The 23,338-nt window shown below is 72.9% G+C and carries 20 protein-coding genes and 1 pseudogene; 11 read left to right on the forward strand and 10 right to left on the reverse strand.

Features of this window, described 5'->3' with window-relative positions:
- Positions 1 to 122: 122 nt before the first annotated feature.
- Complete coding sequence (gene msrA, locus AB1460_RS01845; RefSeq protein WP_368958775.1) at positions 123 to 788, forward strand: peptide-methionine (S)-S-oxide reductase MsrA; 666 nt, start codon at positions 123 to 125, stop codon at positions 786 to 788.
- A 39-nt stretch (positions 789 to 827) separates the two neighbouring features.
- Here msrA and AB1460_RS01850 read toward each other — a convergent pair whose 3' ends face one another.
- Together AB1460_RS01850 and AB1460_RS01855 are read right to left on the reverse strand one after the other, a co-directional pair.
- The gene (locus AB1460_RS01850) at positions 828 to 1,298 is read right to left on the reverse strand and encodes an HIT family protein (protein WP_368958803.1); all 471 of its coding nucleotides are present in this window, start codon (positions 1,296 to 1,298) and stop codon (positions 828 to 830) included.
- 51 nt (positions 1,299 to 1,349) lie between these two features.
- Positions 1,350 to 2,033, reverse strand: coding sequence for a JAB domain-containing protein (locus tag AB1460_RS01855; protein WP_368958804.1), 684 nt, complete (start codon positions 2,031 to 2,033; stop codon positions 1,350 to 1,352).
- Positions 2,034 to 2,228: 195 nt separating this feature from the next.
- Between AB1460_RS01855 and AB1460_RS01860 the strand changes: the two genes are divergently transcribed.
- Entirely contained in the window at positions 2,229 to 2,852 is a 624-nt protein-coding gene (locus tag AB1460_RS01860) for a hypothetical protein (protein ID WP_368958777.1), read from the forward strand.
- A 19-nt stretch (positions 2,853 to 2,871) separates the two neighbouring features.
- Positions 2,872 to 3,630 carry a maleylpyruvate isomerase family mycothiol-dependent enzyme gene (locus tag AB1460_RS01865; protein WP_368958779.1) on the forward strand — a complete coding sequence of 253 codons (759 nt, stop codon included), beginning with the start codon at positions 2,872 to 2,874 and terminating at the stop codon, positions 3,628 to 3,630.
- Positions 3,631 to 3,656: 26 nt separating this feature from the next.
- Here the strand turns inward: AB1460_RS01865 and AB1460_RS01870 are convergent, their stop codons facing one another.
- Entirely contained in the window at positions 3,657 to 5,108 is a 1,452-nt protein-coding gene (locus tag AB1460_RS01870; protein ID WP_368958780.1) for a hypothetical protein, read from the reverse strand.
- Between the two features lie 395 nt (positions 5,109 to 5,503).
- Here AB1460_RS01870 and AB1460_RS01875 point away from each other — a divergent pair.
- A pseudogene (locus AB1460_RS01875) lies at positions 5,504 to 6,136 on the forward strand (adenylate kinase family protein); the annotation flags it as partial.
- A 157-nt stretch (positions 6,137 to 6,293) separates the two neighbouring features.
- Here AB1460_RS01875 and AB1460_RS01880 read toward each other — a convergent pair.
- The gene (locus tag AB1460_RS01880; protein WP_368958781.1) at positions 6,294 to 6,899 is read right to left on the reverse strand and encodes a hypothetical protein; all 606 of its coding nucleotides are present in this window, start codon (positions 6,897 to 6,899) and stop codon (positions 6,294 to 6,296) included.
- A 369-nt stretch (positions 6,900 to 7,268) separates the two neighbouring features.
- Here AB1460_RS01880 and AB1460_RS01885 point away from each other — a divergent pair, with 369 nt between their 5' ends.
- Both AB1460_RS01885 and AB1460_RS01890 read left to right on the forward strand, forming a co-directional pair.
- Positions 7,269 to 7,820, forward strand: a complete 552-nt coding sequence (locus tag AB1460_RS01885) for an NUDIX domain-containing protein (RefSeq protein ID WP_420497158.1) — start codon at positions 7,269 to 7,271, stop codon at positions 7,818 to 7,820.
- Between the two features lie 83 nt (positions 7,821 to 7,903).
- The gene (locus AB1460_RS01890) at positions 7,904 to 8,959 is read left to right on the forward strand and encodes a DUF3616 domain-containing protein (protein ID WP_420497164.1); all 1,056 of its coding nucleotides are present in this window, start codon (positions 7,904 to 7,906) and stop codon (positions 8,957 to 8,959) included.
- A gap of 30 nt (positions 8,960 to 8,989) precedes the next feature.
- Here AB1460_RS01890 and sthA read toward each other — a convergent pair whose 3' ends face one another.
- From sthA to AB1460_RS01905, 3 genes are all read right to left on the reverse strand, one after another.
- Entirely contained in the window at positions 8,990 to 10,402 is a 1,413-nt protein-coding gene (gene sthA, locus AB1460_RS01895) for a Si-specific NAD(P)(+) transhydrogenase (protein WP_368958783.1), read from the reverse strand.
- Between the two features lie 413 nt (positions 10,403 to 10,815).
- A complete protein-coding gene (locus AB1460_RS01900) occupies positions 10,816 to 12,207 on the reverse strand; it encodes a class II fumarate hydratase (protein WP_368958784.1) in 1,392 nt (463 codons plus the stop codon).
- A gap of 445 nt (positions 12,208 to 12,652) precedes the next feature.
- Positions 12,653 to 13,612, reverse strand: coding sequence for a 4-hydroxy-3-methylbut-2-enyl diphosphate reductase (locus AB1460_RS01905; RefSeq protein ID WP_368958785.1), 960 nt, complete (start codon positions 13,610 to 13,612; stop codon positions 12,653 to 12,655).
- A 122-nt stretch (positions 13,613 to 13,734) separates the two neighbouring features.
- On the opposite strand from AB1460_RS01905, the gene xseA reads away from it, so the two are divergent.
- From xseA to AB1460_RS01930, 5 genes are all read left to right on the forward strand, one after another.
- A complete protein-coding gene (gene xseA / locus AB1460_RS01910; protein WP_368958786.1) occupies positions 13,735 to 15,000 on the forward strand; it encodes an exodeoxyribonuclease VII large subunit in 1,266 nt (421 codons plus the stop codon).
- A complete protein-coding gene (locus tag AB1460_RS01915; RefSeq protein ID WP_420497159.1) occupies positions 14,987 to 15,265 on the forward strand; it encodes an exodeoxyribonuclease VII small subunit in 279 nt (92 codons plus the stop codon). Before xseA ends, AB1460_RS01915 begins: the two co-directional genes overlap by 14 nt.
- 153 nt (positions 15,266 to 15,418) lie before the next feature.
- Entirely contained in the window at positions 15,419 to 16,009 is a 591-nt protein-coding gene (locus tag AB1460_RS01920) for a DUF4245 domain-containing protein (RefSeq protein WP_368958788.1), read from the forward strand.
- Positions 16,010 to 16,530: 521 nt separating this feature from the next.
- Positions 16,531 to 17,469, forward strand: a complete 939-nt coding sequence (gene glpX, locus AB1460_RS01925) for a class II fructose-bisphosphatase (RefSeq protein WP_420497160.1) — start codon at positions 16,531 to 16,533, stop codon at positions 17,467 to 17,469.
- Between the two features lie 206 nt (positions 17,470 to 17,675).
- Positions 17,676 to 18,467, forward strand: coding sequence for a sterol desaturase family protein (locus AB1460_RS01930; protein ID WP_368958790.1), 792 nt, complete (start codon positions 17,676 to 17,678; stop codon positions 18,465 to 18,467).
- Here the strand turns inward: AB1460_RS01930 and AB1460_RS01935 are convergent, their stop codons facing one another.
- The 3 genes from AB1460_RS01935 to AB1460_RS01945 are packed head-to-tail and all read right to left on the reverse strand — an operon-like array spanning position 18,468 to position 23,238.
- A complete protein-coding gene (locus tag AB1460_RS01935; protein ID WP_368958791.1) occupies positions 18,468 to 19,925 on the reverse strand; it encodes a hypothetical protein in 1,458 nt (485 codons plus the stop codon).
- Positions 19,922 to 21,265, reverse strand: a complete 1,344-nt coding sequence (locus AB1460_RS01940) for a lipopolysaccharide biosynthesis protein (protein ID WP_368958792.1) — start codon at positions 21,263 to 21,265, stop codon at positions 19,922 to 19,924. Before AB1460_RS01940 ends, AB1460_RS01935 begins: the two co-directional genes overlap by 4 nt.
- Positions 21,262 to 23,238 carry a hypothetical protein gene (locus AB1460_RS01945; protein WP_368958793.1) on the reverse strand — a complete coding sequence of 659 codons (1,977 nt, stop codon included), beginning with the start codon at positions 23,236 to 23,238 and terminating at the stop codon, positions 21,262 to 21,264. Before AB1460_RS01945 ends, AB1460_RS01940 begins: the two co-directional genes overlap by 4 nt.
- Between the last annotated feature and the right edge of the window lie 100 nt (positions 23,239 to 23,338).

Consider the following 23,338-nt stretch of genomic DNA (forward strand, 5'->3'; position numbering starts at 1 on the left):
CCGGACCGGGGGCGGCCCGGTGCGAGCCGCGGGCACCCACGGCCGGCGGGTGCTGCCACCGACGCGGGAACTAAGCGGGCGGCGCGGTGGTTGTGCGGGGAGAAGCCCGGAGGTGGTTCGTGATGTTCTTCGGTCGCCACAAGACGACCCTGCCGACGGCCGAGCAGGCACTGCCCGGCCGTACCGTTCCGATCTTCACCGGTCCTGACCGCCACACCGTTCTCGGGACGTCCCTGCTCGGCCCCTTCCCGGAAGGGCTGGAGACCGCGGTGTTCGGCATGGGCTGTTTCTGGGGCGCCGAGCGGAAGTTCTGGCAGGTGCCCGGCGTGTACTCCACCTCCGTCGGTTACGCGGGTGGGATCACGCCGCACCCGACCTACGAGGAGACCTGCTCCGGGCAGACCGGCCACACCGAGGCCGTGCTCGTCGTCTTCGACCCGGCGAAGGTCAGCTACGACGAGCTGCTGCGTGTCTTCTGGGAGGGCCACGACCCGACCCAGGGCATGCGGCAGGGCAACGACGTCGGCACCCAGTACCGCTCGGCGATCTACACGACGACCGACCTGCAGGCCACGGCGGCGGCCGCGAGCCGGGAGGCGTTCCAACGCGTCCTCGACGCCGCCGGCTACCCGCAGATCACCACCGAGATCGCGCCGGCCGGCCCGTTCTACTACGCCGAGGAGTACCACCAGCAGTACCTCTCGGAGAGCAAGAACCCGCACGGTTACTGCGGGCTCGGCGGGACCGGCCTGTCCTGCCCCGTCGGCGTCGCGTCAGCGGAGTCCTGAGCGATTCGTCGGCCGGTTGCACCGGGTGCCCTGACGGGGCTACGACCGCGGTTCGTGGGCGCCTCGTGCGGACCCGCCCCGCGCGAGCGCGGCCAGGCCGGCGCGGACGGCGGCGGCGGTCTGGTCGAGTTCGGCGCGGTCGCGGATCTCCCAGTGCGCGTCGATGCGGAACGTGTCGCCGGTGAAGCGTGGGAACACGTGCAGATGGAGGTGGAAGACCTCCTGGAAGGCGGCCTCGCCGTCGGCGAGGAAGACGTTGACTCCCTCGCACCGCAGCCCGGAGCGGCGCAGGGCCCGCCCGAGCCGGTGCGCGACCTGCCAGACCCGGATGCCATCCGGCTCGGCCAGATCCTCCAGGCCGACGGCGTGCGCGCGGGGGACAACCAGAAGGTGGCCGGGCGTCACCGGTGAGTGGTCGGCAAAGGCGACGACGGCGTCGTCCTCGTAGATCAGGCTGGCCTGCTCCTCGCCGCGCAGGATCGCGCAGAACACGCACTCCTCGTCGGTCAGGGCCGGACCTCCTCGCTGTGCGCGGACCGGGACGCCCCCGCCCGCCGCTCCTCATGATCCCAGGCCGGGCTCGACCCGTCGCCAGCTTTTCTCGGTGACGATCACGTGGTCGAGGAAGCGCAGGCCGACCAGGCCGGCGGCCTCCTGGACCCGGTGGGTGACCTGGCGGTCGGCCCGGCTGGGTTCCAGGTTGCCGTCCGGATGGTTGTGGGCGAGCCCGAACGCCGAGCCACCGCAGCGCAGAACATGGGCCAGCAGCTCGCGGACGCTCAGCGGACTGCCGTCGGACGTGCCGTCACCCGTCGCCGGGCTGAACGGGCCGGCCCGCAGGACGGTGCCACCACCGTCGCAGACGATCACGACGACCCGCTCGGTGCGCAGCCCTCGCAGGTGCGGCGCTGCCACCGCGGCCAGCGCCGCGGTGCTGGCCACCGCCCGCCGTGCCGGCGGAGGCCCGGATGCCCGGCGGCCGAGGTGGAACGCGGCACAGACCCGGGCGGCCTTCGCCGGGCCGACGCCCGCGTGCGCGACCAGCTCCGCGGGCGCGGCCCGGGCAAGTTCGTACAGACCGCCGTGCCGTGCGATGAGCTGACCGGCGAGGTCGACGGCGTCGCTGCCAGGGGCGCCGGAGCCCAGCAGAAGCGCGAGCAGCTCGCGGTCGGCGAGCGCCTCGACACCGGATGCCAGCGCCCGCTCCCGCGGCCGCTCGTGGGTGGGCAGGTCCTTCAACCGCATGGCCGTTACCCCGTTCATGGTGTGCCCGTTCATGGTGTGTCGTGCCCCGCCGGGAAGGTGTTGTCCGACCCGAGCGAACACCGTAGGTGTCGGGTACGACAGGTTCCACGGTCGAGCTGCCCCGGGTCGCCGCAACGTCGGTGGCCGCCTGCGCGTCTGCCTTGTGCCTGCACACCTCGGCGCGTGGGAGAACATATGGCACGCCGTAACCATGACCTTCTTGTACGTGACAACGACTTCCGGACCTGGGACGAACTCAGCCGGCAGGAGCGACGGACCGGCATCACGGTGCTGGCCACGATCGGGATCGTCGCGGTCGCCGCGGTGTGGTTCCTGGTCGGTGGCGAGACCAGCGTGGAGGCCGAGACCGGCGCCGCCCCGCCGCCGACGCTGGACGTCGCTGCCGAGCTCGACGCCTGGTACGGGTCCACCGCGGCCGCCCGGGCCGAGGTCGCCGCCGCGGCGGCGGGCGTCCGCACCGCCGTCGCCGCGAACGACGGGCGCGCTCTGCAGCCGGCCTGCGCCGTGCTCGGTACGGCCGCTCGGGACGCGGCGGGCGTGGCGGAAGCGCCCGTGGACGGGGCGCGGAAGGCCTGGACCGACGGCGTGGCCGCCTACCGCGGCGCGGCCGAGGCCTGCGGCCACCTCTTCGACGGCACCCAGGAACCTGTCGGCACGCTGCTGGCGCGTACGACGACCGCGCTCGGCACCGCGGACGGCCGGTGGGCCCGGCTCGCGGCCGACCTCGGCCAGCCCGCGCCGACCGTGCCGGCACAGGCGGTGCCCGCGCCGTCCGTGCCCGCGGCGTCTGCAGGTTGATGCTGCAAGACTCCGTCCCATGGACTACCCAGCACTGTTGGAGGCGCACGCGGACGTCCTGCTGACCGCAGCGCTGCGCGATCTGGACGCGCCGGTCCCGAGCTGCCCCGGCTGGGACTGCCGCCGCCTGGTGTCCCACGTCGGCCGGTTGTTCACTGTGACCGCGCGGCACCTGCCGAGGGGCACGACCGAGGAGCCCGAGCGGGTTCCGGCGCCGCCGCGGGACGACACCGAGCTCGCCGACTACTACCGGCGTTCGGTGGCCGACGTTCTCACCGTGCTCCGGGACGTCGACCCCCGGTCACCGGCCTGGACGTTCACTCTCCACGTCACCCCCGGCGTGGCCGGATTCTGGTCGCGCCGGCTGGCCAACGAGACCCTGGTCCATGCCTGGGATGCTGCCGGAGCGGTCGGCCAGCCGCCGGCGTTCCCGCCCGACCTGGCCGCCGACGCCATCGACGAGCTGCTGACCCTGCTGCTGCCGGCGGCGCGCGCGGTCGGGCTCTCGCCACCCGGGCAGGGCAGCGTGCACGTCCACCTGACCGACGTTCCGGGGGAGTGGCTCGTGCGGCTGGACGGCCCGACCGCGACGGTGACGACCGAGCACGCGAAGGGGGACGCCGCGCTGCGCGGCCCCGCGGGCCCGGTGCTGCTCGCGCTGTGGGGCCGGCTCGATCCGGCCGCTCCCGGGGCCGCCAGGGCCGCCGGGCCCGGCGGCGGCGGGCCCGAGGTCCATGGCGACGTCGGGCTGTTGCAGGCGCTGCGCACCGGGCGGTGATCCCGGTGTGAACCCGCGCAGTCGGCTCAGGAGGTGCCGGTGGGGCGGCGGAAGAGCGTGGCGGTCGGGGCCGCCGAGGTCAGTGTCGCCCGGGTCGGGGTGAACAGGAAGGACTCCTGGGGCAGCCCGTCGGGCCCGAGGAAGAACGCCTGCTCGATGGAGTCGATCTGGACCCGGGCGCCGGTGTCGCGCCCCTCGCCGACCACCCGGGTGGCCTGGATGGACGCGATGTCCTCGGCGACGGTGCCCGGCGGGAGCGCGATGGCGGTCTGGGCCGGGGAGTCCCGCTCGATGGACCACACCGGGTACACCTGGTTGGAGCGGAACGTGTTCGGGTTGCCGGACAGGCGCACGCCGACCGACACCCCGACCCACGCCGTGTCGGTGTTCGGCGGCCCCTGGGTGGACTTGCGGATCACCAGGTACAGGTAGTTGCGCGGGTCGCTGATCCGCTCGGTGGACGAAGGCTCGGGTGCCTCGGTGACCTTGCCCTCGCGGTTGACCTCCTGGGCCATCACCCAGTATGTCCACGGGTTGCGGTCCATGATCCGTTCGCGGGCCTCGTTGACCGGGTCCAGCCGCTCGCCGGCGGCGAGGGCGAAGCGCATCTGCCCGTCCGTCCGGTCGCAGATGTTGTTGTTCAGGGTGCAGGTCTGCAGGATCGGGTGGGTGCCCTCGACCTGCCCGCGGAACGGGACGTCGAGGTGGTCGGGGCCCTGCATGACGGCGCTGCCGGGCACGGCGTTGCCGGCGCCGTCGACCTCGACCCTGTAGGTCCACTCGATGTCGGTGGTGCGCCCCCAGCGGGCCATCAGGGCCGGGGTCGAGGTTCCGCCGTCCTCGTTGCTCCAGATCATGGAGTAGGTGAGCAGCCGGTGCCCGGTGGCTGTCGGTGCCTCGGTGTGGAAGGCGACGAGCGGCGAGTCGGTCAGCGCGTTCTGGAAGGGGCCCGTCGCGGGGGTGCCCGGCAGCAGGGCCGGGTTCACCGCTGTCCGCCCGTAGACCACCGGCGCGTTGCGGGCCGCCGCGTACTGCGGGTCGTCGGGGCCGATCGCCCGGAAGGCGAAGTTCGACAGCTTCGCCTGGGTGGAGCCCTGCGGTGAGCGGTCCGCCGCGAACTGCACACGCAGGTCGTGCCTGCCCCCGCCGAGGCTGCCGAGCGCGAGGCTGCGCCGGATCGGGAACGACGCGGGGATCACCAGGTCTGTCGTGTACGTGCCGTCGACGAACAGGGAGACCACAGCGGACTCCGAGCCGACGGTGCCCCAGGCTGCTCCCGGGGCCTCGGTGGTGACATCCAGTACCACCTCGCCGGCGGCCGGTACCTCGAACGGGACGGTGCTCTCGCCCGCACGCGCCAGCACGACCGAGGCGGGCGGGGCGGGGTCGTCCCCGTCGGAACTGCAGGCCGTGACGGTCACGGCCAGCATGGCGGCGGTCAGCCCACCGCCGAGCAGCCGGCGAAGTTGCCCAGACACCCGAATCTCCTTCGTGCGATCCGGGAGTCCCCACCGCGGCCGCGGCTGTCCCACCCGTCCCGAATCCTGACGCGAAACCGCGCCTCTCCATCCTGACGGGTAGGTGGTGCTCGGTCGCAGCCGGCTCCCCGCATTGGACGGCATCGTCCTGGTAGGGGCGGATACGTGGGTGTCGTTGGCAACTCCCGGTAGCCGCGGATCCGTCATCCGGATGTCACACGTGAGTGCACCCGAGTGGGGGTGGCGGATGTCGCGTCCCGGCGCGCCGGGAAATCCCTCCGAACGTGCCCGCCAGACGCCCGGGGGCACAATTCCGTCCGGCATCATTCTTGGGGGTACGTGCTGGGGCGGGGGCCACTGACCACAGGCCGTCGAGCACGCGGGGAGGCAGCACGGTGCGCAAGTTCGTGATCATGGGCGTGCAGGGTAGCGGCAAGGGCACCCAGGCGAAGCTGATGGCCGACGAGCTCGACCTGGTGCACATCAGCGTCGGAGACGTCTTCCGCTGGAACGTCCAGAACCACACGAAGATCGGCGCGCAGGTCCGGCGGATCGTCGCGAGCGGCCACCTGGTGGGTGACGACCTCGTCGAGTCGGTGGTCCGGACCCGGCTGACCGAGCACGACTGGAACTACGGGTTCATCATCGACGGCTTCCCGCGCAACGCCCGTCAGGCGGAGTTCTTCCTCGAGAGCTACGACATCGACGGCGTGATCTACCTCGACCTGCCCGACGAGGAGGTCGTGCGCCGGGTGCTGGCCCGGCGGCTGTGCTCGCGATGTGGCCTCGACTACAACCTGATCGCCAGCCGTCCGCAGGTGGAGGACACCTGCGACGTCTGCGGCGGTGCGCTCGTGACCCGCTCCGACGACAACCCGGAGGCCCTCGCGGTCCGGCTCTCCGACTACCACATGAAGACCCGTCCGGTGATGGAGATCTTCCAGCGCAAGGAGCACGTGGCCGTGGTGGACGCCCGCCGGTCGGTGCTGGAGGTGCAGTCCGAGATCCGCGACCACTTCGACCTGCCGGCGCCCCGCTCGCTGGCGGCGCGGCCCACGGCGGGTGCCGCGCGCCGCTCCGCCGGCCAGGTGGCCGATCAGGTGGCGGGTCAGGTTGCCGGCCGGCCGGAGGACCAGCCGGCCGGAGCTGACCGCTCCGCCGGCTGAGCGGTCGCGGCGGGCCGGGTCACTGCTTCTCGAAGACCACCGCGACGCCGTTGCTGGAGCCGGACCCGGCGGCGCCGATGGTCCCCGTCACCCCGTTGCCCCGGAACCCGAGGGAGCTGGCGACACCGGGGACGCCGACGTCCGAGGTGATCTCGTAGCCGGCGGCCGGCAGCGCCTGGCGGTAGAAGGCGCGGACGGCGTCGCTGCTCACGCCCTGCATCGTCACGGTCGAGCGGCTGCCGCCGGTCGCGCCCACCCTGACGGTGGCGCCGGGCGGGACCGGGAAGCCGGGCGGGATGTTGGTGCCCTTCAGCGCGTCGGCGCCGGTGGCGGTGTCGACCCGTCCGATGCCGGGCAGCGAGGTCGGAACCCCGGTCGGCACAGTCGTCGGGATCCCGCTCGGCAGCGAGGTGGGAATGCCCGTCGGGAGGGCCGAGGACAGGTCGGCCGGCAGCGTGGGCCGGGTCGACGCCGACGGCCGGGGGATGTCGTCCAGCGCGTCGCCGTCGCCGCCGCAGCCCGCCAGGGAGACGGCTGCCGCCGCCACTCCCATCGCGACGAGGAGGCGCGGCCCCCGCCCGCCTCCGACGACCCGCCGGATCTGGGTGCGGGTGATGTTCGGCATGCCCGGTCACTCCCCTGCTCGCACGCGGCGCGACTGCCGGCGCCACCCGTCCGGGGTGGTCTGATCGCGCAAGATCAACGATCACACCATAGCGGCATATCGTCCGACCGCGACTCATCCTGTCACCAAGGCGACCCGCTCTGTCTCGGCCCCCTGTCGGGCCGTGGGAGCGGCGCCGCGCGGCATCGTGCGGCACCGTGCGCGACGTAGTGATCGTCAGGCCATCCAGTCATTCCCTTTTGCCTGGATATGTCCTGGTGTGCAGCTATTGTTACTGTGTGGGGACGGTGGTTGTGTAGGGATGAAAGCACCTCGGTGTACACCCGGCCAGGGGGTGTGTGGGAGGTCTTACACCTGTACGTTCCATTTGTGACGGTCACGAACAATGCGGTGATCGGTATGGCTCTGGAGTACATCGAGGCCAATCCCGACGAGCGGGACCTCCTGCGCTCCCTGATCGTGCTGGCACTCCACGGCCCACCCATCGCCAGTACGTCCACCACTCCGGCGCATGTCACCTGCAGCGCGGTCCTCGTCTCGCCCGACTGGCAGGTGCTGCAGACGAAGGGCCGGGCGGCCCCGGCCTGGCGGCTGCCCGGCGGGCACGTCGACCAGGAGGACCAGTCGCTGCTGGGCGCCGCCCTGCGGCACCTGACGGACCAGGCGGAGGTCGAGACCAACGGCCTGATCCCGGCGAGCGTGCTGCCGGTTGACGTCACCCCGTACCCGGTCGACGCGGTGCCGGCCCGGCGGGAACCGGAGCACGTCCACTACGAGGCCACGTTCCTGCTGCACCTCGCCGACCATCCCCTCGCCCAGCTCACCGGGAAAGGGATCTCCCGGCGCTGGGTGAACATCGCCGACGTGCGGGGCAAGCTAGGTGACAAGCTGCGGCTGGAGTCCGCCCGCGCCCGCGTCTGACCGTCCGGCGCCGGTGCCGGGCACAGGCGGAGGGGGCAGGCGTGGGTACGGTACCGATCCGGTTCGTCGACGACGACGCGGTCATGGACATCGCCGAGTCGCTGTCAACGCTGCGGGTCGACGGTCGACACCTGTGGCTCGGCGGGGACGAGACGGTGACGATCGAGCGACTCACCCTGTCGCCGGCCGGGGATGCCTTCGCCGGGCACGTGAGCTTCGCCGTCGGGGACTTCCTGCCCCTGCCCGAGCCGCCCGACGCAGACGGCGTGGTGCCCGAGATCGACATCGAGGGTCTCGACCTGGCCGGTGGCTACCTGTGGTTCACCGGCTCGCACGCCCGGACCCGCAAGCGGGTGCGGCCCGACCACGCGACCGAGACCGCCCTCGCCCGGCTCGCCCGGGTCAGTAACAACGCGAACCGCCACCTCGTCGGACGGATCCCCATCCTCGACACCGAGGACGGCCCGGTGCTCGTTGCCACCGCGCCGGATCCCACCTCCGGCACCGGTGCGCCGCTGACCGCGGCCGCCCTCGGCCTGAGCAAGCCCACCCGGCTCACCCGGGCGCTGCGCGACGACCCGCACCTCGGGCCCTTCCTGCGCATCCCCAGCAAGGACAACGGCCTGGACATCGAAGGCCTGGCGGTCGTCGGCGAACGGATCTACCTGGGCCTGCGGGGGCCGGTGCTGCGCGGCTGGGCGGTCGTCCTCGAACTGCGCGTCGCCGGCAGCGACGGCCAGGACCTGGTGCTCGCGCCGCTCGACGGCGGCAGCTACCGCAAGCACTTCCTGGACCTCGGCGGCCTCGGCGTGCGGGACATGGCTGCCCACGGCGACGACCTGCTTCTGCTCACCGGCCCGACGATGGATCTCGACGGACCGGTCCGGGTGTACGTCTGGCGGGGCGCGGCGCAGGCCGAGACGTCCGTCGTCGTGCACGACAAGGAGATCGAGAAGATCCTCGACATCCCCTACGGCGACGGGCTGGACCACGCCGAGGGCATCAGCCTGATGCCCGACCCCGCCGGTTCGGGCCAGGACACGCTGCTGGTGATTCACGACAGCCCGGCCCCCGCTCGCCGGCGGCATCGCCACGAGATCCTGGCGGACCTCGTGCCGCTCCCGCCGGCAGGCGGCTGACCGGGCGCGTCCGCGTGGGCGGAGACAGTCTCAGTGGGCGGAGATACGCGCCACCGCCCGCATCTTGTTCATCGCGTCGAGTGCCGCGACCTTGTACGACTCGGCGAGGGTCGGGTAGTTGAAGACGGTGTCGACGAGGTAGTGCACCGTCCCGCCGCACCCCATGACGGCCTGCCCGATGTGGACCAGCTCGGTCGCGCCCGTCCCGAAGACATGGATGCCGAGCAGCCGGCCATCCTCCGGGCTGACCAGCAGCTTCAGCATTCCGTACGAGTCACCGAGGATCGCGCCGCGGGCGAGTTCGCGGTAGCGGGCGACCCCGACCTCGAACGGGACGGCCTGCTCGGTCAGCTCGTCCTCGGTGCTGCCCACGTAGGAGATCTCGGGAATCGTGTAGATGCCGATCGGCATCAGCTCGGCCCGCATCCCCGTCGACGGCTCGCCGCAGGCGGCGTAGGCGGCCAGCCGCCCCTGCTCCATGGACGTCGCCGCCAGCGCGGGGAAGCCGATCACATCGCCGACCGCGTAGATGTGGTCGACCTCGGTGCGGAAGTCCGGGCCGACCAGGATGCGACCGCGGCTGTCCGCGGTGAGACCGGCGTTGCGCAGCTGCAGCACCTCGGTGAGCCCCTGCCGGCCGGCCGAGTACATGACGGTGTCGGCGGGGATCTTCTTGCCGCTCTCCAGGAGGGTGAGCGTGCCCCCGTTGTGGCGCTCGACCGACACCACGGACTCCCGGAACCGGAAGGTCACCGCGAGATCGCGCAGCTGGTACTTGAGGGCCTCGATGATCTCCAGGTCGCAGAAGTCCAGCATCCGGTCGCGCCGCTCCACGACGGTGACCTTGGTGCCCAGGGCCGCGAACATCGAGGCGTACTCGATGCCGATCACGCCGGCACCGACCACCACCATCGAGCCCGGGATGCGGTCGAGGTCGAGGATCTGGTCGCTGTCGACCACCGTGCGGCCGTCGAAGTCGACGGACTCCGGCCGCGCCGGCCGGGTGCCGGTGGCAATGATGATCTTGTTTGCGCGGACCTGTCGCTCCTCGACGCCACCCTGCCCCCGCACGCTCACGGTGTGCGGGTCGAGAAACGTGGCGAGGCCGGAGAGGACCTGGACCCGGTTGCGCGTGAGCTGGCTGCGGATCACGTCGATCTCGCGGCCGATCACATGCTGGGTTCGCGCCGAGAGGTCCGAGACGGTGATCTCGTCCTTGAGTCGGTAGCTCTGTCCGTAGACCTCGCGCTGCGCCAGACCCGTCAGGTACATGACCGCTTCGCGCAGCGTCTTGGACGGGATCGTTCCCGTGTTGATGCAGACGCCGCCGATCATGTCCCGCTTGTCGACGACCGCGACGCTGCGCCCGAGCTTGGCCGCGGCGATGGCAGCCTTCTGCCCGCCGGGACCGGAACCGATGACAAGGACATCGACCTCATGCACGTCGTTTCCCCCTGTCATTTGTCGTGTCGCCCGAGGCTATCCGCCCATCCGGCCTGGAACGCACGGCAGCTGGTGTTGTTACGTTCTTTTCCCTCCCGGGTCCCCACATCGACACATCTGGCGCGCCGAGTTGGTAACTGAGTGCCCATGGTCACATATCGGCGGGCGGGGGTGAAGTGGTCCTATGGGGCCCACCCGCCGACGGGGCAGTCGGAAAATCCGCGGCGGAGGCCGTAACGAAAGCTCCGGTGCCTCGTTGGACATGCATCGGGGCCGCGGAGGTCGTGGAGGCTGGCTGGGGGGTCTTCCACGGCTCCCGCGGCCTCGGTGCCGGCCCGCGGGGGACGGCGTCGGCATGAGGACCGGCTCCCCGCAGCTGCTGCGGGGAGCCGGATCCGGCCCGTGCCCGCCCGCTACGGGTGCGTCATCGACAGGACGTCCAGCGCCTGGTCGAGCTGCTCCTCGGTGAGCTTGCCCGCCGCGATGTAGCCACGCTCGAGCACCACCTCGCGGATCGTCTTCTCCTCGGCCAGCGACAGCTTGGCGACCTTCGCCGCCTCCTCGTAGCCGATGTACTTGTTCAACGGGGTGACGATCGACGGCGAGGACTCCGCATACCGGCGGCAGCGCTCCTCGTCCGCCTCGATGCCGTCGATGCACCGGTCGGCGAAAAGGCGGCTGATCGTCGACAGGATGTGGATCGACTCCAGCAGATTGCGCGCGATGACCGGCAGCATCACGTTGAGCTCGAAGTTGCCGGCCGAGCCGCCGAACGCCACCGCCGCGTCGTTGCCGACGACCTGGGCGACGACCTGGCAGACAGCCTCGGGAATGACCGGGTTCACCTTGCCCGGCATGATCGACGAGCCGGGCTGCAGGTCGGGCAGCCGGATCTCGCCGAGCCCGGCCCGCGGGCCCGAGGACGCCCACCGCAGGTCGTTGGAGATCTTGTAGAGCGACACCGCGATCACCCGCAGCATGCCGGACGCCTCGACGAGCCCGTCGCGGGACGCCTGCGCCTCGAAGTGGTTGCGCGCCTCCGTCAGCGGCAGGCCCGTGGAGGCCGCAAGCTCCTCGATGACGGCCGCGGAGAAGCCGGGCGGAGTGTTGATGCCGGTGCCGACCGCCGTCCCGCCGAGGGGCAGCTCGCCGATCCGCGGCAGCGCCGCGTTCAGCCGCTCGACGCCGAGCCGGACCGCCGCCGCGTAGCCGCCGAACTCCTGGCCGAGGGTCACCGGCGTGGCGTCCATCAGGTGGGTGCGGCCCGACTTGACCACACCGGCGAACGCCGTCGCCTTGCGCTCCAGGGCGACGGCGAGGTGATCGAGGGCGGGGATGAGTTCGTGCACGATGCCCTGGGTCGCCGCCACGTGGATCGACGAGGGGAACACGTCGTTGGAGGACTGCGAGGCGTTCACGTGGTCGTTCGGGTGGACGGCCCGCCCGAGCCGCTCGGAGGCGAGCGACGCCAGCACCTCGTTGGTGTTCATGTTCGACGAGGTGCCGCTGCCGGTCTGGAAGACATCGAGGGGGAACTGGTCGTCCCAGTCGCCGCGGGCGACCTCGCCGGCGGCCTCGGAGATGGCTGCGGCGATGTCACCGTCCAGCACGCCGAGCTTCGCGTTCACGGTGGCCGCGGCGGCCTTGATCCGGGCGAGCGCGGAGATGTGGGCACGGGAGATCCGCTGGCCGGAGACAGGGAAGTTCTCGACCGCGCGCTGGGTCTGGGCACGCCACTTCGCTGCGGCCGGCACCCGCACATCACCCATGCTGTCGTGCTCGATGCGGTAGTCCTGCTCGCTCATGACGCCTGCTCGCTCATACGCCGATCTCCCGAGATGTCCGTCAACCCTGGTCTGCTGGTCGCCATGCCCGGCCACCCGCGGACATGTCCGGGGCGCAGGCCGGCCACTGCCGACCCTAGGACATCAGGAGCACCCGTCGCCTCGGCCGAGGTCACCGCAGGCGATCGTCACACCGCACCGCGGCGGACGGCGGCCCGGCCGCGGTGCCCCGTCGTGCCCGCGCCGACCCGTGAGGAGCCGCGCGGCACCCGCCGGGGTGGCCGGGCCGGGCGGGCGGGACCTTCGGGCACCGAGGGCCCGATCGTGCTCCCACCGGAGGGCAGGAGAGCGGGATGGCGGCACAGACGGGATGGCGGCACAAAAAGGCGCCGGGCCCGGCCTGGCCGCCACTGTGTGAGCTGGCGGCCGGCCCGAACCCGGCGCGGAGTCGGAAGGTGAGCTGAACTCAGCCCGCGGCCCGCTCGCGGGCACGCATGTCCCGGCGCAGTTCCGGCGGGAGGGCGAACAGGAGGTGCTCGTCGGCGGAGGTGACTTCCTCCACGTCGTTGAACCCGTGGCCGGCCAGCCAGGCCATGACGCCTGTGACCAGTTCCTCGGGCACGGACGCCCCGCTCGTCACACCGACCGTCTCGACGCCGTCGAGCCAGCTCTCGTCCACCTCGGTGGAATCGTCCACCAGGTAGGACTTCGGTGCCCCGGCGTCGAGGGCGACCTCGACGAGCCGGACCGAGTTGGACGAGTTCGGCGAGCCGACGACGATCAGGAGATCGACCTTCTCGGCGATCTCCTTCACGGCCACCTGACGGTTCTGGGTGGCGTAGCAGATGTCGGAGTTTGGTGGACCCTGCAGATGCGGGAACCGCTCACGCAGTGCGTTCACCGTGGTCATCGTCTCGTCAACGGACAGCGTCGTCTGCGACAGGAACGCGACCCGCTTCGGGTCCCGGACCTTCACCGCAGCCGCGTCCTCCGGACCGTCCACAAGATGAATGCGGTCCGGCGCCTGGCCGGTGGTGCCCACCACCTCCTCGTGGCCCTCATGACCGATCAGGAGGATGTCCAGATCCTCCTTGGCGAATCGGCGAGCCTCGGAGTGCACCTTGGTGACAAGGGGGCACGTCGCGTCGATGGTGCGGAGCTGACGCGAGGCTGCCTCCTCATGGACCGTCGGTGCCACGCCGTGCGCCGAGAACACCACCGTGGCGCCATGCGGCACCTCGTCGGTCTCGTCAACGAAGATCGCGCCCTTGGCTTCCAACGTCTTGACGACGTGGGCGTTGTGCACGATCTGCTTGCGTACATACACCGGCGACCCGTACAGATCGAGTGCCTTCTCGACGGTCTGGACCGCGCGATCGACACCCGCGCAGTAGCCGCGCGGCTTGGCCAACAGGACCCGCCCCATGTCGCAGCAGTCTACGCGGGCGCTGCCCGCCGCCAAGGGGCGCCGAGCGGAGCATCCCGGATGCGCGCATCGCCCCGACCGCCGGTGACCTTGGCCGCCGGGCCGGGTCGTACCGTTCGGGGGTGGCCCTCACCTCGACGCCGGACGAGCCGCTCCCGGTACGGACGATCTCCCGCGCGATGGGCGAGTGGATCTCCAGGCTGGGCCGGGTCTGGGTCGAAGGTCAGGTGACCGAGATCTCCCGCCGCCCGGGCATGGGCACGGTCTTCATGACGCTGCGCGACCCCGTCGCGGACGTCTCCCTGCGGGTGACCTGCCCCCGCGCGGTGTGCGAGGCGGTCGGGCCCGGGCTGGTCGACGGCGCGCGGGTCGTGGTGTGGGGGAGGCCGTCCTTCCACCCTGGTCGGGGCACTCTGGCCCTTGCTGTCACGGAGATTCGGCCGCTCGGCGCGGGCGCGCTGCTGGCCCGGCTGGAGCGGCTGAAGTCCACCCTCGCGGCCGAGGGACTTTTCGCCGCGAGCCGCAAGAAACGGCTCCCGTTCCTCCCGGGGGCCGTCGGTCTGATTACCGGGCGTGCATCCGCGGCCGAGCGGGACGTCGTCGAGAACGCCCGCCGGCGGTGGCCCGCCGTGCGCATCGAGCTACGCGAGGTGGCCGTCCAGGGGCCGCTGGCGGTGGGCCAGATCCTGGACGCGCTCGCCGCGCTGGACGCCGACCGGGCCGTCGAAGTGATCGTCATCGCCCGCGGCGGCGGCTCGCTGGAGGATCTCCTGCCGTTCTCCGACGAGGCCCTGCTGCGTGCGGTTGTCGCCGCCCGGACACCTGTGGTGTCGGCCATCGGACACGAGCAGGACGCACCTCTGCTCGATTTCGTTGCCGACGTCCGTGCGTCCACGCCGACCGACGCGGCCAAGCGTGTGGTCCCTGACGTGGCCGAGCAGGCCGCCCTCGTGGACGCCCTGCGTGGGCGCGCCCGGCGGGTCCTCGCCCACCGCCTCGACCTGGAGACCCGCCGGCTGGCCGACCTGCGGGGGCGACCGGCCCTCGCGGCGCCGCTGCGCGACATCGAGCACCGGGAGCAGGCCGTGGACGCGCTGCGCGCGCGGGCGCGGCGCTGCGTCACTCATACGGTGGACGTCGCCGGGCGTGACCTGGCCCATGCGGCGGCCCGGATGCGCGCGTTGTCTCCCGCGGCGACCCTGGAGCGCGGTTACGCCCTGATCCAGCGGGCGGACGGCCTGGTGGTGCGCTCTCCGGACGAGGTCACGCCGGGGGAGCGGCTGGTGGTCCGGGTCGCGGGCGGTACGTTCGCCGCCACCGTGCCCGCCGTCGGAGATGCCGCGGCCGACGCCCTCTCGGGACAGGGAGACCACAGTGACCGATCCTGATCGCGAGCCGGCGGTCTCCGCCGGAGTCACCTACGAGGTGGCACGGGCGGAGCTGGAGGACGTCGTCCGCCGGCTGGAGGCAGGCGGGTGCGCGCTGGAGGAGTCCCTGGCGCTCTGGGAGCGCGGTGAGGAGCTCGCCGCCCTGTGCCAGAACCTGCTGGACGGGGCTCGTGCCCGCCTGGCGGCGAGCCCGGCGGCACGGGCGGCCGCCGTGCCGGTGCCCCAGCCGGGCCCGGGGGGCCCGAGCGGGCCGGCCGGCGCCTGACCACCGCGACAGGGTTCACTCGTTGGGCGGATCCACCCGGCGCCACACAGGTTCGGCGGGCCGTAGGGTCGGGTGTGCGGGCCGTGGGTGACGGTCGCCGAGCCGGTGGCCCGACCGGGGCAGGTGCGGCCGTCTGATCTGGAAGATGAGGGCGTGGCGCGTCAACGCGGTCAGGAAACAGTTCGGGACATGGTGCTCTCGCTCGGCGTGGTGCTGGCGGCCGTCGCCGTCTTCTTCCTCTTCGCGATGCCGCGCGGGACGGAGGATCCCGAGGTCAAGGTCGTCGACGTCGAGTCCACCCTGGTCCCGTACGCGCGCCAGGCGCCCTACCCGGCGTCGGCCCCGAGGGACCTGCCGGACCTGTTCAAGCCGACGTCCATCCGGATGACCCTGCCGTCGGGCGGCACCAGCGACGGTGACACCACCAGGATCACGATCGGCTACGTGGTGGACCGGCCCGAGGACCGCACCTTCGCCCGGTTCCTGCAGAGCAACGCCTCCGACGCGGTGCAGGCCATCCTCGGAGACCGCCCGGTCACCGGCTCGGTGGACGTTGCCGGCGAGCCCTGGGAGGAACGACGGGACGACCGCGGTCACCTGGCGCTCACCCGGATCGTCGACGGAGTGACCACGATCATCGACGACGGCGGCGGCCCGGGTGCCGCGGAGCTGGCCGATCTGCGGACGCTCGCCGCCGCGATCCGCCCCATCGATGCCACGGCGGCCGTCGGCACGACTTCCTGAGCGGACATCGCCACCTGAGCGGAACACCGCATCCCGCCCGGCATGCTCCGGCGCCCGGCGGGGCCCGGGGGGGCTCTGCCTGCCGGTACCAGCGCGGAGGCATCGGCCCGGAGACGGCGTCCGGAGGCATCGGCCCGGGAAACGGCCCCTGGTCCGGAAACAGCTGCGGGTGGCCGTCACGCCCCCTCCGCGTGACGGCCACCCGTATCGACCTGTTTGACGCGGCACATCCGACGAAGGTTGCGCGCCTGTCGAAGATTTTTTTCGCTGGTTCCGGGGCGGCCTCCGCGGGCGGCTGGCGGGCCCGCGCAGGCCTGTGCGGGAGCCGTCCCCGGCACCGGACCGACTGTTGGCGCCCGGCGCCGGAGCGCTGTCGCCTGGTACTGGAGCGTTACCATCGGCACGCGGCGCGCCGGCCAACTACGCTCCTTCCCGTGGCTGCCGAGACCGCTTCCGTACCCGTATCTCTCGCCGTCCAGGGCCAGGCGCCGGACAGGAACCTTGCACTTGAGCTGGTCCGCGTGACCGAGGCCGCCGCGCTCGCCGCCGCCCGCTGGGTCGGGCGCGGCGACAAGAACGGCGCCGACCAGGCCGCGGTCGACGCGATGCGCCGGCTCGTCGGGACGGTGTCGATGCGCGGTGTCGTCGTGATCGGCGAGGGGGAGAAGGACGAGGCCCCCATGCTGTTCAACGGCGAGGAGGTCGGCTCCGGTGAAGGCCCGGACTGCGACGTCGCCGTCGACCCCGTGGACGGGACGACCCTGACGGCCAAGGGCATGAACAACGCGGTGTCGGTGATGGCGGTCAGCGAGCGCGGCTCGATGTACGACGCCAGCTCCTGCTTCTACATGGAGAAGCTGGTGACCGGGCCGGAGGCGGCGAGCGTTGTCGACATCGACGCCCCGGTGGAGGACAACATCCGCGCGGTCGCGAAGGCGAAGGGCATCCTGCCGCGTGACGTCACAGTGGTCGTTCTCGACCGCCCGCGGCACACGGAGCTGGTGAACCAGATCCGTGCCGCCGGTGCCCGCGTCAAGCTGATCTCGGACGGTGACGTGGCCGGCGCGGTCATGGCCGCCTCCGCCGACACCGGTGTCGACCTGCTGCTGGGCATCGGCGGCACCCCGGAGGGGATCATCGCCGCCTGCGCCGTCACCTGCACCGGCGGCGTGGTGCAGGGCCGGCTGTGGCCGCGCGACGACACGGAGCGGGCGAAGGTGCTGGACGCGGGCCACGACCCGACCCGCCTGCTGCAGACCCGCGACCTGGTCGACAGCGAGAACGTCTTCTTCGTGGCGACCGGCATCACCGACGGGGAGCTGCTGGCCGGGGTCCGCTACCGGCCGGGCGGGGCGAACACCTCGTCGCTCGTCATGCGCTCCCGTTCCGGCACCATCCGGCGGGTGGACAGCCAGCACCAGCTCACGAAGCTGCAGGCCTACTCGACCGTGCCCTTCTAGTCTCCTACCCTCGGGCCATGGCTGACACGGCCCGAGGCTCCGCCGCCGCGCCGACCGGCACGCCGGCTTCCACGCCGTCCGGTGGCCGGCGGCGACCCGGGCGATGGCGTCCCGAACGGCTGCGGCGACCCGTTCGGCCGCGGCGGTCCGGCGGGGCGCGGTCCGGGCGGGGGCGTCCGGCCGGCGGCGGCCCGGTGGGGCGTGCGGTGGCCCGGCTCGACCGGCCGGGGCCGCACGGCAGCGCGGCCGAGGTGACGACCATGCCCGCGGCCCTGCGGCGGTTCCTCGGGCACCCACGGCCGCCGGTCCTCCTCGGCGCGGTCGGTGCGGTCGCGGCCGTCCGCGTGCTGCGTGGCCCGGTGCGCCGCCGTGACGCGGTGACCGCCGCGGTCTGCCTCGGTGTGCAGCCGTTCGTCGAGTGGGGGGTTCACCGCGGGCTGCTGCACGCCCGGCCGGGCGGGCGGCTGGGGTCGATCGGCTACCAGCTCGCCGGGTATGGGCACCAGCAGCACCACCGCGACCCCACCAACCTGGACACGATGTTCCTGCGGCCCCGGGAGGTCACGGCCGGAGCCGCGGCCGGCATGGCGGTGGCCGCGCTGGCCCCGCCGGCAGCAGGGACGGTCGCCGTCTGTGTCGGCCTCGGCGCGCTGGCCTACGACTGGACGCACTTTCTCATCCACACCGGCGTCCGCCCTTCGGGCCGCTACTACCGGCGGGTATGGCATGGCCACCGCCTGCACCACTACCGCAACGAGCGGTACTGGCTGGGAGTGACCAGCCCGATCGCGGACGTCGTGCTGCGCACCTCGCCGACCCGCGACGACATACCGGTCTCCCCGACCGCGCTCGGTGCCTCGGCACTGGCCGCCCGCCATGACCGCGATGAGCGAGCCAGTCGGCCGGGTCGCCCCGGGCGGAGGGGCCGGGACGTCCGCACGGCTGGCGCCGCAGGCACCACCGGCCCCAGGGCACGCGGGCCGTACCCGCCGGTCTGATCAGCCCGCTGGCCCCGCTGGCCCCGCTGGCCCCGATCGGTCAGGCCGGTCGAGTAGCCCGTTCGAGCAGGCCGGTCGAGTAGCCCGTTCGAGCAGGCCGGCCGGGTCGGTGCACAGCGCCTCCACCGCGTGCCGGATGCGCGCCGGGTCGAAGGTGCTGGCGTGGAACGAGGCGCTGACCTGCAGGCGTCCCATCAGCTGGGTGATCGCGAAGGTCACCAGCTCCGGATGGCCGGGTGTGCTCGCGGTGGCCAGACGGGAGGGCAGGCCGGGCTGCCACGGCAGGCGTTCGAGCTCGCGCAACCGTCCCAGGTAGTTCACGACCATCGCGGGCCGCGGCAGCGGCGGCACGTTCTCCGGCTGAGGCGGCGGCCGGCGGCGCTGCGCCCGGGCGGTCACCAGGGCCATCGTCGCCAGGGGGCGCCCGGCGCCGAGACCGGCGTCCAGCGTCGCGGCGACCGAGGCGGGGTCCAGCGCGTCCGGTGGATCAAGGTGGACGCCGACGGAGAAGTTCCCGGTCAGGCCGGCCGCTCCGGGCAGGTAGCGCCGGTTGTCGACGAGGACGCGCAGGCCCGGGGCGGGGGTCAGCCCCGCATCGAGGAGCGCCGCCCGGGCGGCGGCGAAGAACACCGCGGTCCTGGTCACACCGCGTGCGTTGTGGGTGCGCCACCGGTGCAGCCGGGAGAGCAGACCAGGGTCGCTGGTGGCACTGGCCGAGGAGACGTCCGAACTCCACCGGATCCGGCTGTCACCCGTGGCCGGCGAGTACGAGGGCGACGGTGCGGGCGCGGGTGCGGTGCGCTGGGCGCGGGCGACGGCGAGCAGCCGGCCGGGCGAGCGGCCGAAGTGATCGGCGAGCGCCAGCGCGAGCGGATGGCGCGGATCCGCGCCGACCAGCCCCACCGGGGGCTGTCCGTCCCGGGCGCGGGCCGTGAGCTCGGCCAGCAGGGTGACGACCGGACGACCGTCCAGCAGCGGGTGGGCCACCGACAGCGCGACCAGGTTCTTCCCAGCGAGGACCTGGAACGGGACAGCCGGATCGGCCTGGTCGTGCAGCTGCTTCTGCAGGCTGTCAAGGTCGCCCGCCGCCGCGTCGGTCGGGACGACCAGCTGGTCGCAGAAGTCGGCCAGCTCCGGGCGCGGTACCGGGAACCAGCGTGTCATCACCGGCCCGTCAGGCCCGTCAGGCCCGTCAGGCCCGTCAGGCCCGTCCGGCCTGACCCGCCCGACCAGCCCGCTCGACTGCCCGCGCATCGTCCCGGGCCGGTGGAAGATCCGGTGGTCGGGGGCCAGCGCGGCGAGGTCCCGCAGCGTGGCCCGCAGCGCGCCGGGGCCGGGTGCGTCCAGCCCGGAGAGCAGGACGGTGGTGTGGGTGCCGCGCCAGCCGCGGTCGCGGCCCGGCATGCGAGTGCCCAGCTGTCGACGCAGGCGTTCCGCCACCGTGGTTGTCGCGGTCACAGGTGTTCCCCCTGGAGTGTTCCGGGCGCCGGCAGCGGGCGCGACAGGAGTGACCGACGTCCTGGCCGCTCACCGGCGAGGACGATCGCCGCGGCGAGGCACTGCGCCCCGGCCCACGCGAGGCCGATGCCGGTCAGCCCGGCCCGGTCGCCGAGGACGAGGGCGCTGCCCGGCACCAGGACGGCGAGCAGCAGGTGCATCCGGACGATCCAGCCGATCCGGAGACGGGCACGCGCAGCGCAGATCGCCAGCGTGACGACCGCCCGCCCGAGGCTGCCGAGCAGCAGCAGGCGCAGGACGTCCGCGCCCTCGTGCGCGTACTGGGTGCCGAACACGCGCAGCAGTACCGGTGCGCCGAGCGCGGCGATGGCGGTGATGACGCCGAGCCCGGCCAGTGTCCGGCGGCGCAGTGCCCGATGCATCGAGGTGACGTCCGCCTCCGCGTGCGACCCCTCCACCACCAGCGACGAGCCCAGGGCGACGACCATCGCGTCCAGCGCCTGGACGATCATCCAGACCAGCCCGAACGGCGCCGCGGCGGCCGGCCCGACCAGGGCGACGACGAGCACCGGCAGCAGCGTCACGCCGATCTGGTCGAGCACCATCGCCGTCGACTCGCCGGCCAGGAAGCGCCGGAACGCCCGGCTGTCGACGCCGGGCGCCGGGTCGTCCCGGGTCGGCAGCACCCGGGTGAACAGCAGGTAGGCCACCGGCACGACCACGATGGCCGCGGGGATGATCCACGCGGCCAGCAGGGCGCCGGCCGTGCCGCCGATGACGAGGAGCAGGCCGAACTTCGCGGCGCTGTAGGCCGTGTTCTTCACCGGGACCCAGGTGGCGCACCGCATCCCGGTCAGGGCCGCGTCCTGCAGCGCGAACACCGACCAGATGCCGACGGCCAGCACGAACCCGACGGCGGGAAACGGGCGTTCCAGCGTGTGGAAGGCATCGGACACCCGCGGGGCGGCCAGCACGAACCCGGCCCCGAGCAGGAGGCTGAGGACCGCGGCGGTGGCGGTGCCGCCGGCGACCAGCGCCACGCGCCGGCGCCCGGCCCGTGGGAGGAAGGCGGCCAGTGCCGGCCCGAGATTGAGCTGACCGAGCATCGACAGCGCCATCATCGCGGAGACCAGTGCGGTGGCCTCACCCACGGCGGCTCGCGGTGTGGTGTGTGCCGCGGCGATCCAGAACCCGGCGCCGAGCAGCGCGGAGATCAGCCCGCTCAGCGCGAGCGCCGCGCCGTTGCGGTACAGCGCCCCGCCCGCGGCGGCCTCGGTGCCGATGACAGGGAACGTGCCGGAGGACATGGGGGAGCCGGTCGTGCTCGTCGGCGCGCTCACGTGGCCGGCCCGGCGGAACGGTAGCGGTAGATCCGGGTGTTCGCCGTCGAGTACCAGAGGCTGAACCGCCCGGAGTCCGCCAGTGCTGCCTCCAGCGAGCGGAGCGCGCGTGGCGGGGCGATCCGGTAGATGTCGGCGTACGTCTCCTGCGAGGCGGCGAAGACCAGGTAGCTCTCCGGGCCGTACCCGTCCAGGACCGCCTCGACGGTCTCGACGTCCGGGCGGCCCAGGGGGCGGCCGCGCAGCTCGGCATGGTCCAGCAGCGCGGGGACGTTCTGCTCGGCCGGGCCGAACCGGTCGTAGCCGCCGGTCAGCTTCACCGGGAAGTCAGGGGTCGCCGTCACGATCGCGGCGCCGGGCGTGGCCGCGTCGTACAGATGCTCCGCGGCGTGGACCTCGTCCGCCGGGAGGACGTTCAGGGCGGCCTGGCCGTGGAAGGCCGGCATGAACAGCGCGGCCAGCACGCCGAGGACCGGCAGCACGGAGAGCGCCCGGCGTGGGCGCCACCGGAGCCCCGGGCCGGGCGCGAGTGCGCGGGCGGCCAGGATCGCCGACCACGGCAGCGAGAAGAGGACCACGCGGAGGATCCCCTCGCCGCCGTAGTTCTGCCCGATGATCAGCCCGCCGGCAGCGAGGACGAGAACGACGGGGACGAGGGCCCGTCCGTCCCCGAGCGGTCGGGCCCCGGCCGGGGCGGTGGCTGGGGCAGCGACGGCTGGCGCGGTGGCGCTCGGGGCGGTGACGGCCGAGGCGGCTGCGGGTCCGCGTGCCCAGCGCACGGCGCCGAGCGCGGCCAGCAGCCACACCGCGATGCAGAGCAGCTGTCCGGCGAGACCGTTGAGGTTCTTGCCGGGCATCGGGTCCGGGGTGAACGGGCCCTGCGTACGCGCGTTGGCGATCGGGTCCATCCCGCTGAACAGCCCGAAACTGCCCTGGACATAGTCGAGGTTGGGCAGCAGGTACGCGGCCGCGACGACGGCGAGCGCGACGGCGAGCCACCACGGCCGGACCATCCCGAGAACCGTCAGCGCGGCGACTCCGAGCACCAGCATGTACGGAGTCAGCTGGTGGCTCGCGACCACGGTGGCCTGCAGCAGGACGACGAGCGCGACGACGGCCGCGCGCGGTGGTGTCCGCCGGCCGGCCGCCACGTCCGTGGCCTCCGTGGCTGCGAAGGGGGCGAGGGTGAGGCGCCGGTGGACCAGCGCCCCGGCGACCCGCAGCACCAGCCGGTTGACTCGGTTCTCCCGCGGCTCGGTGAAGTGGTCGACCACCAGGATGAAGATCCCCAGCGTGAGGGTGAAGGCGAACGCCTGCGGCGCGAAGTAGCTCTGGCCGACCCAGTTCGTCAGCACGAACAGCAGGCCGGCGAGCTGGCCGAGCCGGGCGTCGCCGAGCAGCCGGCGGCCCAGGGCGGCGACGGCGGCCGTGCAGACCAGGAGGAAGAAGACCTCCGCCCAGCCGGCGTAGTCGACGGGACTGCCCCGGCCGGCCAGCCAGGAGAAGGCGGCGCTGACGGCGAAGAACCCCGGCCACCGGTGATAGATGTCGATGCCCGGCGAGACCGACCCGTGCATCTCGATGTACCGGGTCACCCCGATGTGCTTGTACGCCCAGAAGTACTGCGGTACGTCCGACACCGCGGGGACAGTCCCGTAGAGCGCGACCACCAGCGCCGCGGTCGCCAGCGCGATCAGCGCCGGGCGGGAACGGCGCTGGCAGGACGCCGCCGCGGCGGCACCGAGCAGCAGCGCCACCCCGGCGAACCAGGTGATCGGCAGCGCGGGCAGCAGGCCGTAGTCGTTCATGCGGGCCAGGTCGATGCGGCCCAGCGAGACCGCCCACAGCAGTAGTCCCGTGCCGGTGAGCAGGACGGGCACGGCGACGTCGGCCCGCGGGCGTGGCGCCGCCCGGGCCGCGGCGCGTGGGACGCAGGAGACGGCGATGCTGATGGCGCTACCTTCCCTTCGCACGGTGGATCCCGGCAGGGAGCGCTTGCGGTGCTTGTCCCGTGAGGACTGATGTGAGACGGCGCTCCTGCCTGGACCCGGCGAAGGCCTGACGCCCAGGAGG

This window comes from Parafrankia sp. FMc2 (assembly GCF_041008525.1).
Classification (GTDB): Bacteria; Actinomycetota; Actinomycetes; order Frankiales; family Frankiaceae; genus Parafrankia.

Excerpts from the sequence above, each read along its gene's own strand:
- msrA (WP_368958775.1), top strand. The coding sequence starts at position 123 with ATGTTCTTCGGTCGCCACAAGACGACCCTGCCGACGGCCGAGCAGGCA.
- AB1460_RS01855 (WP_368958804.1), bottom strand. The coding sequence starts at position 2,033 with ATGCGGTTGAAGGACCTGCCCACCCACGAGCGGCCGCGGGAGCGGGCG.
- AB1460_RS01860 (WP_368958777.1), top strand. The coding sequence starts at position 2,229 with ATGGCACGCCGTAACCATGACCTTCTTGTACGTGACAACGACTTCCGG.
- AB1460_RS01865 (WP_368958779.1), top strand. The coding sequence starts at position 2,872 with ATGGACTACCCAGCACTGTTGGAGGCGCACGCGGACGTCCTGCTGACC.
- AB1460_RS01880 (WP_368958781.1), bottom strand. The coding sequence starts at position 6,899 with ATGCCGAACATCACCCGCACCCAGATCCGGCGGGTCGTCGGAGGCGGG.
- AB1460_RS01890 (WP_420497164.1), top strand. The coding sequence starts at position 7,904 with ATGGACATCGCCGAGTCGCTGTCAACGCTGCGGGTCGACGGTCGACAC.
- AB1460_RS01900 (WP_368958784.1), bottom strand. The coding sequence starts at position 12,207 with ATGAGCGAGCAGGACTACCGCATCGAGCACGACAGCATGGGTGATGTG.
- AB1460_RS01905 (WP_368958785.1), bottom strand. The coding sequence starts at position 13,612 with ATGGGGCGGGTCCTGTTGGCCAAGCCGCGCGGCTACTGCGCGGGTGTC.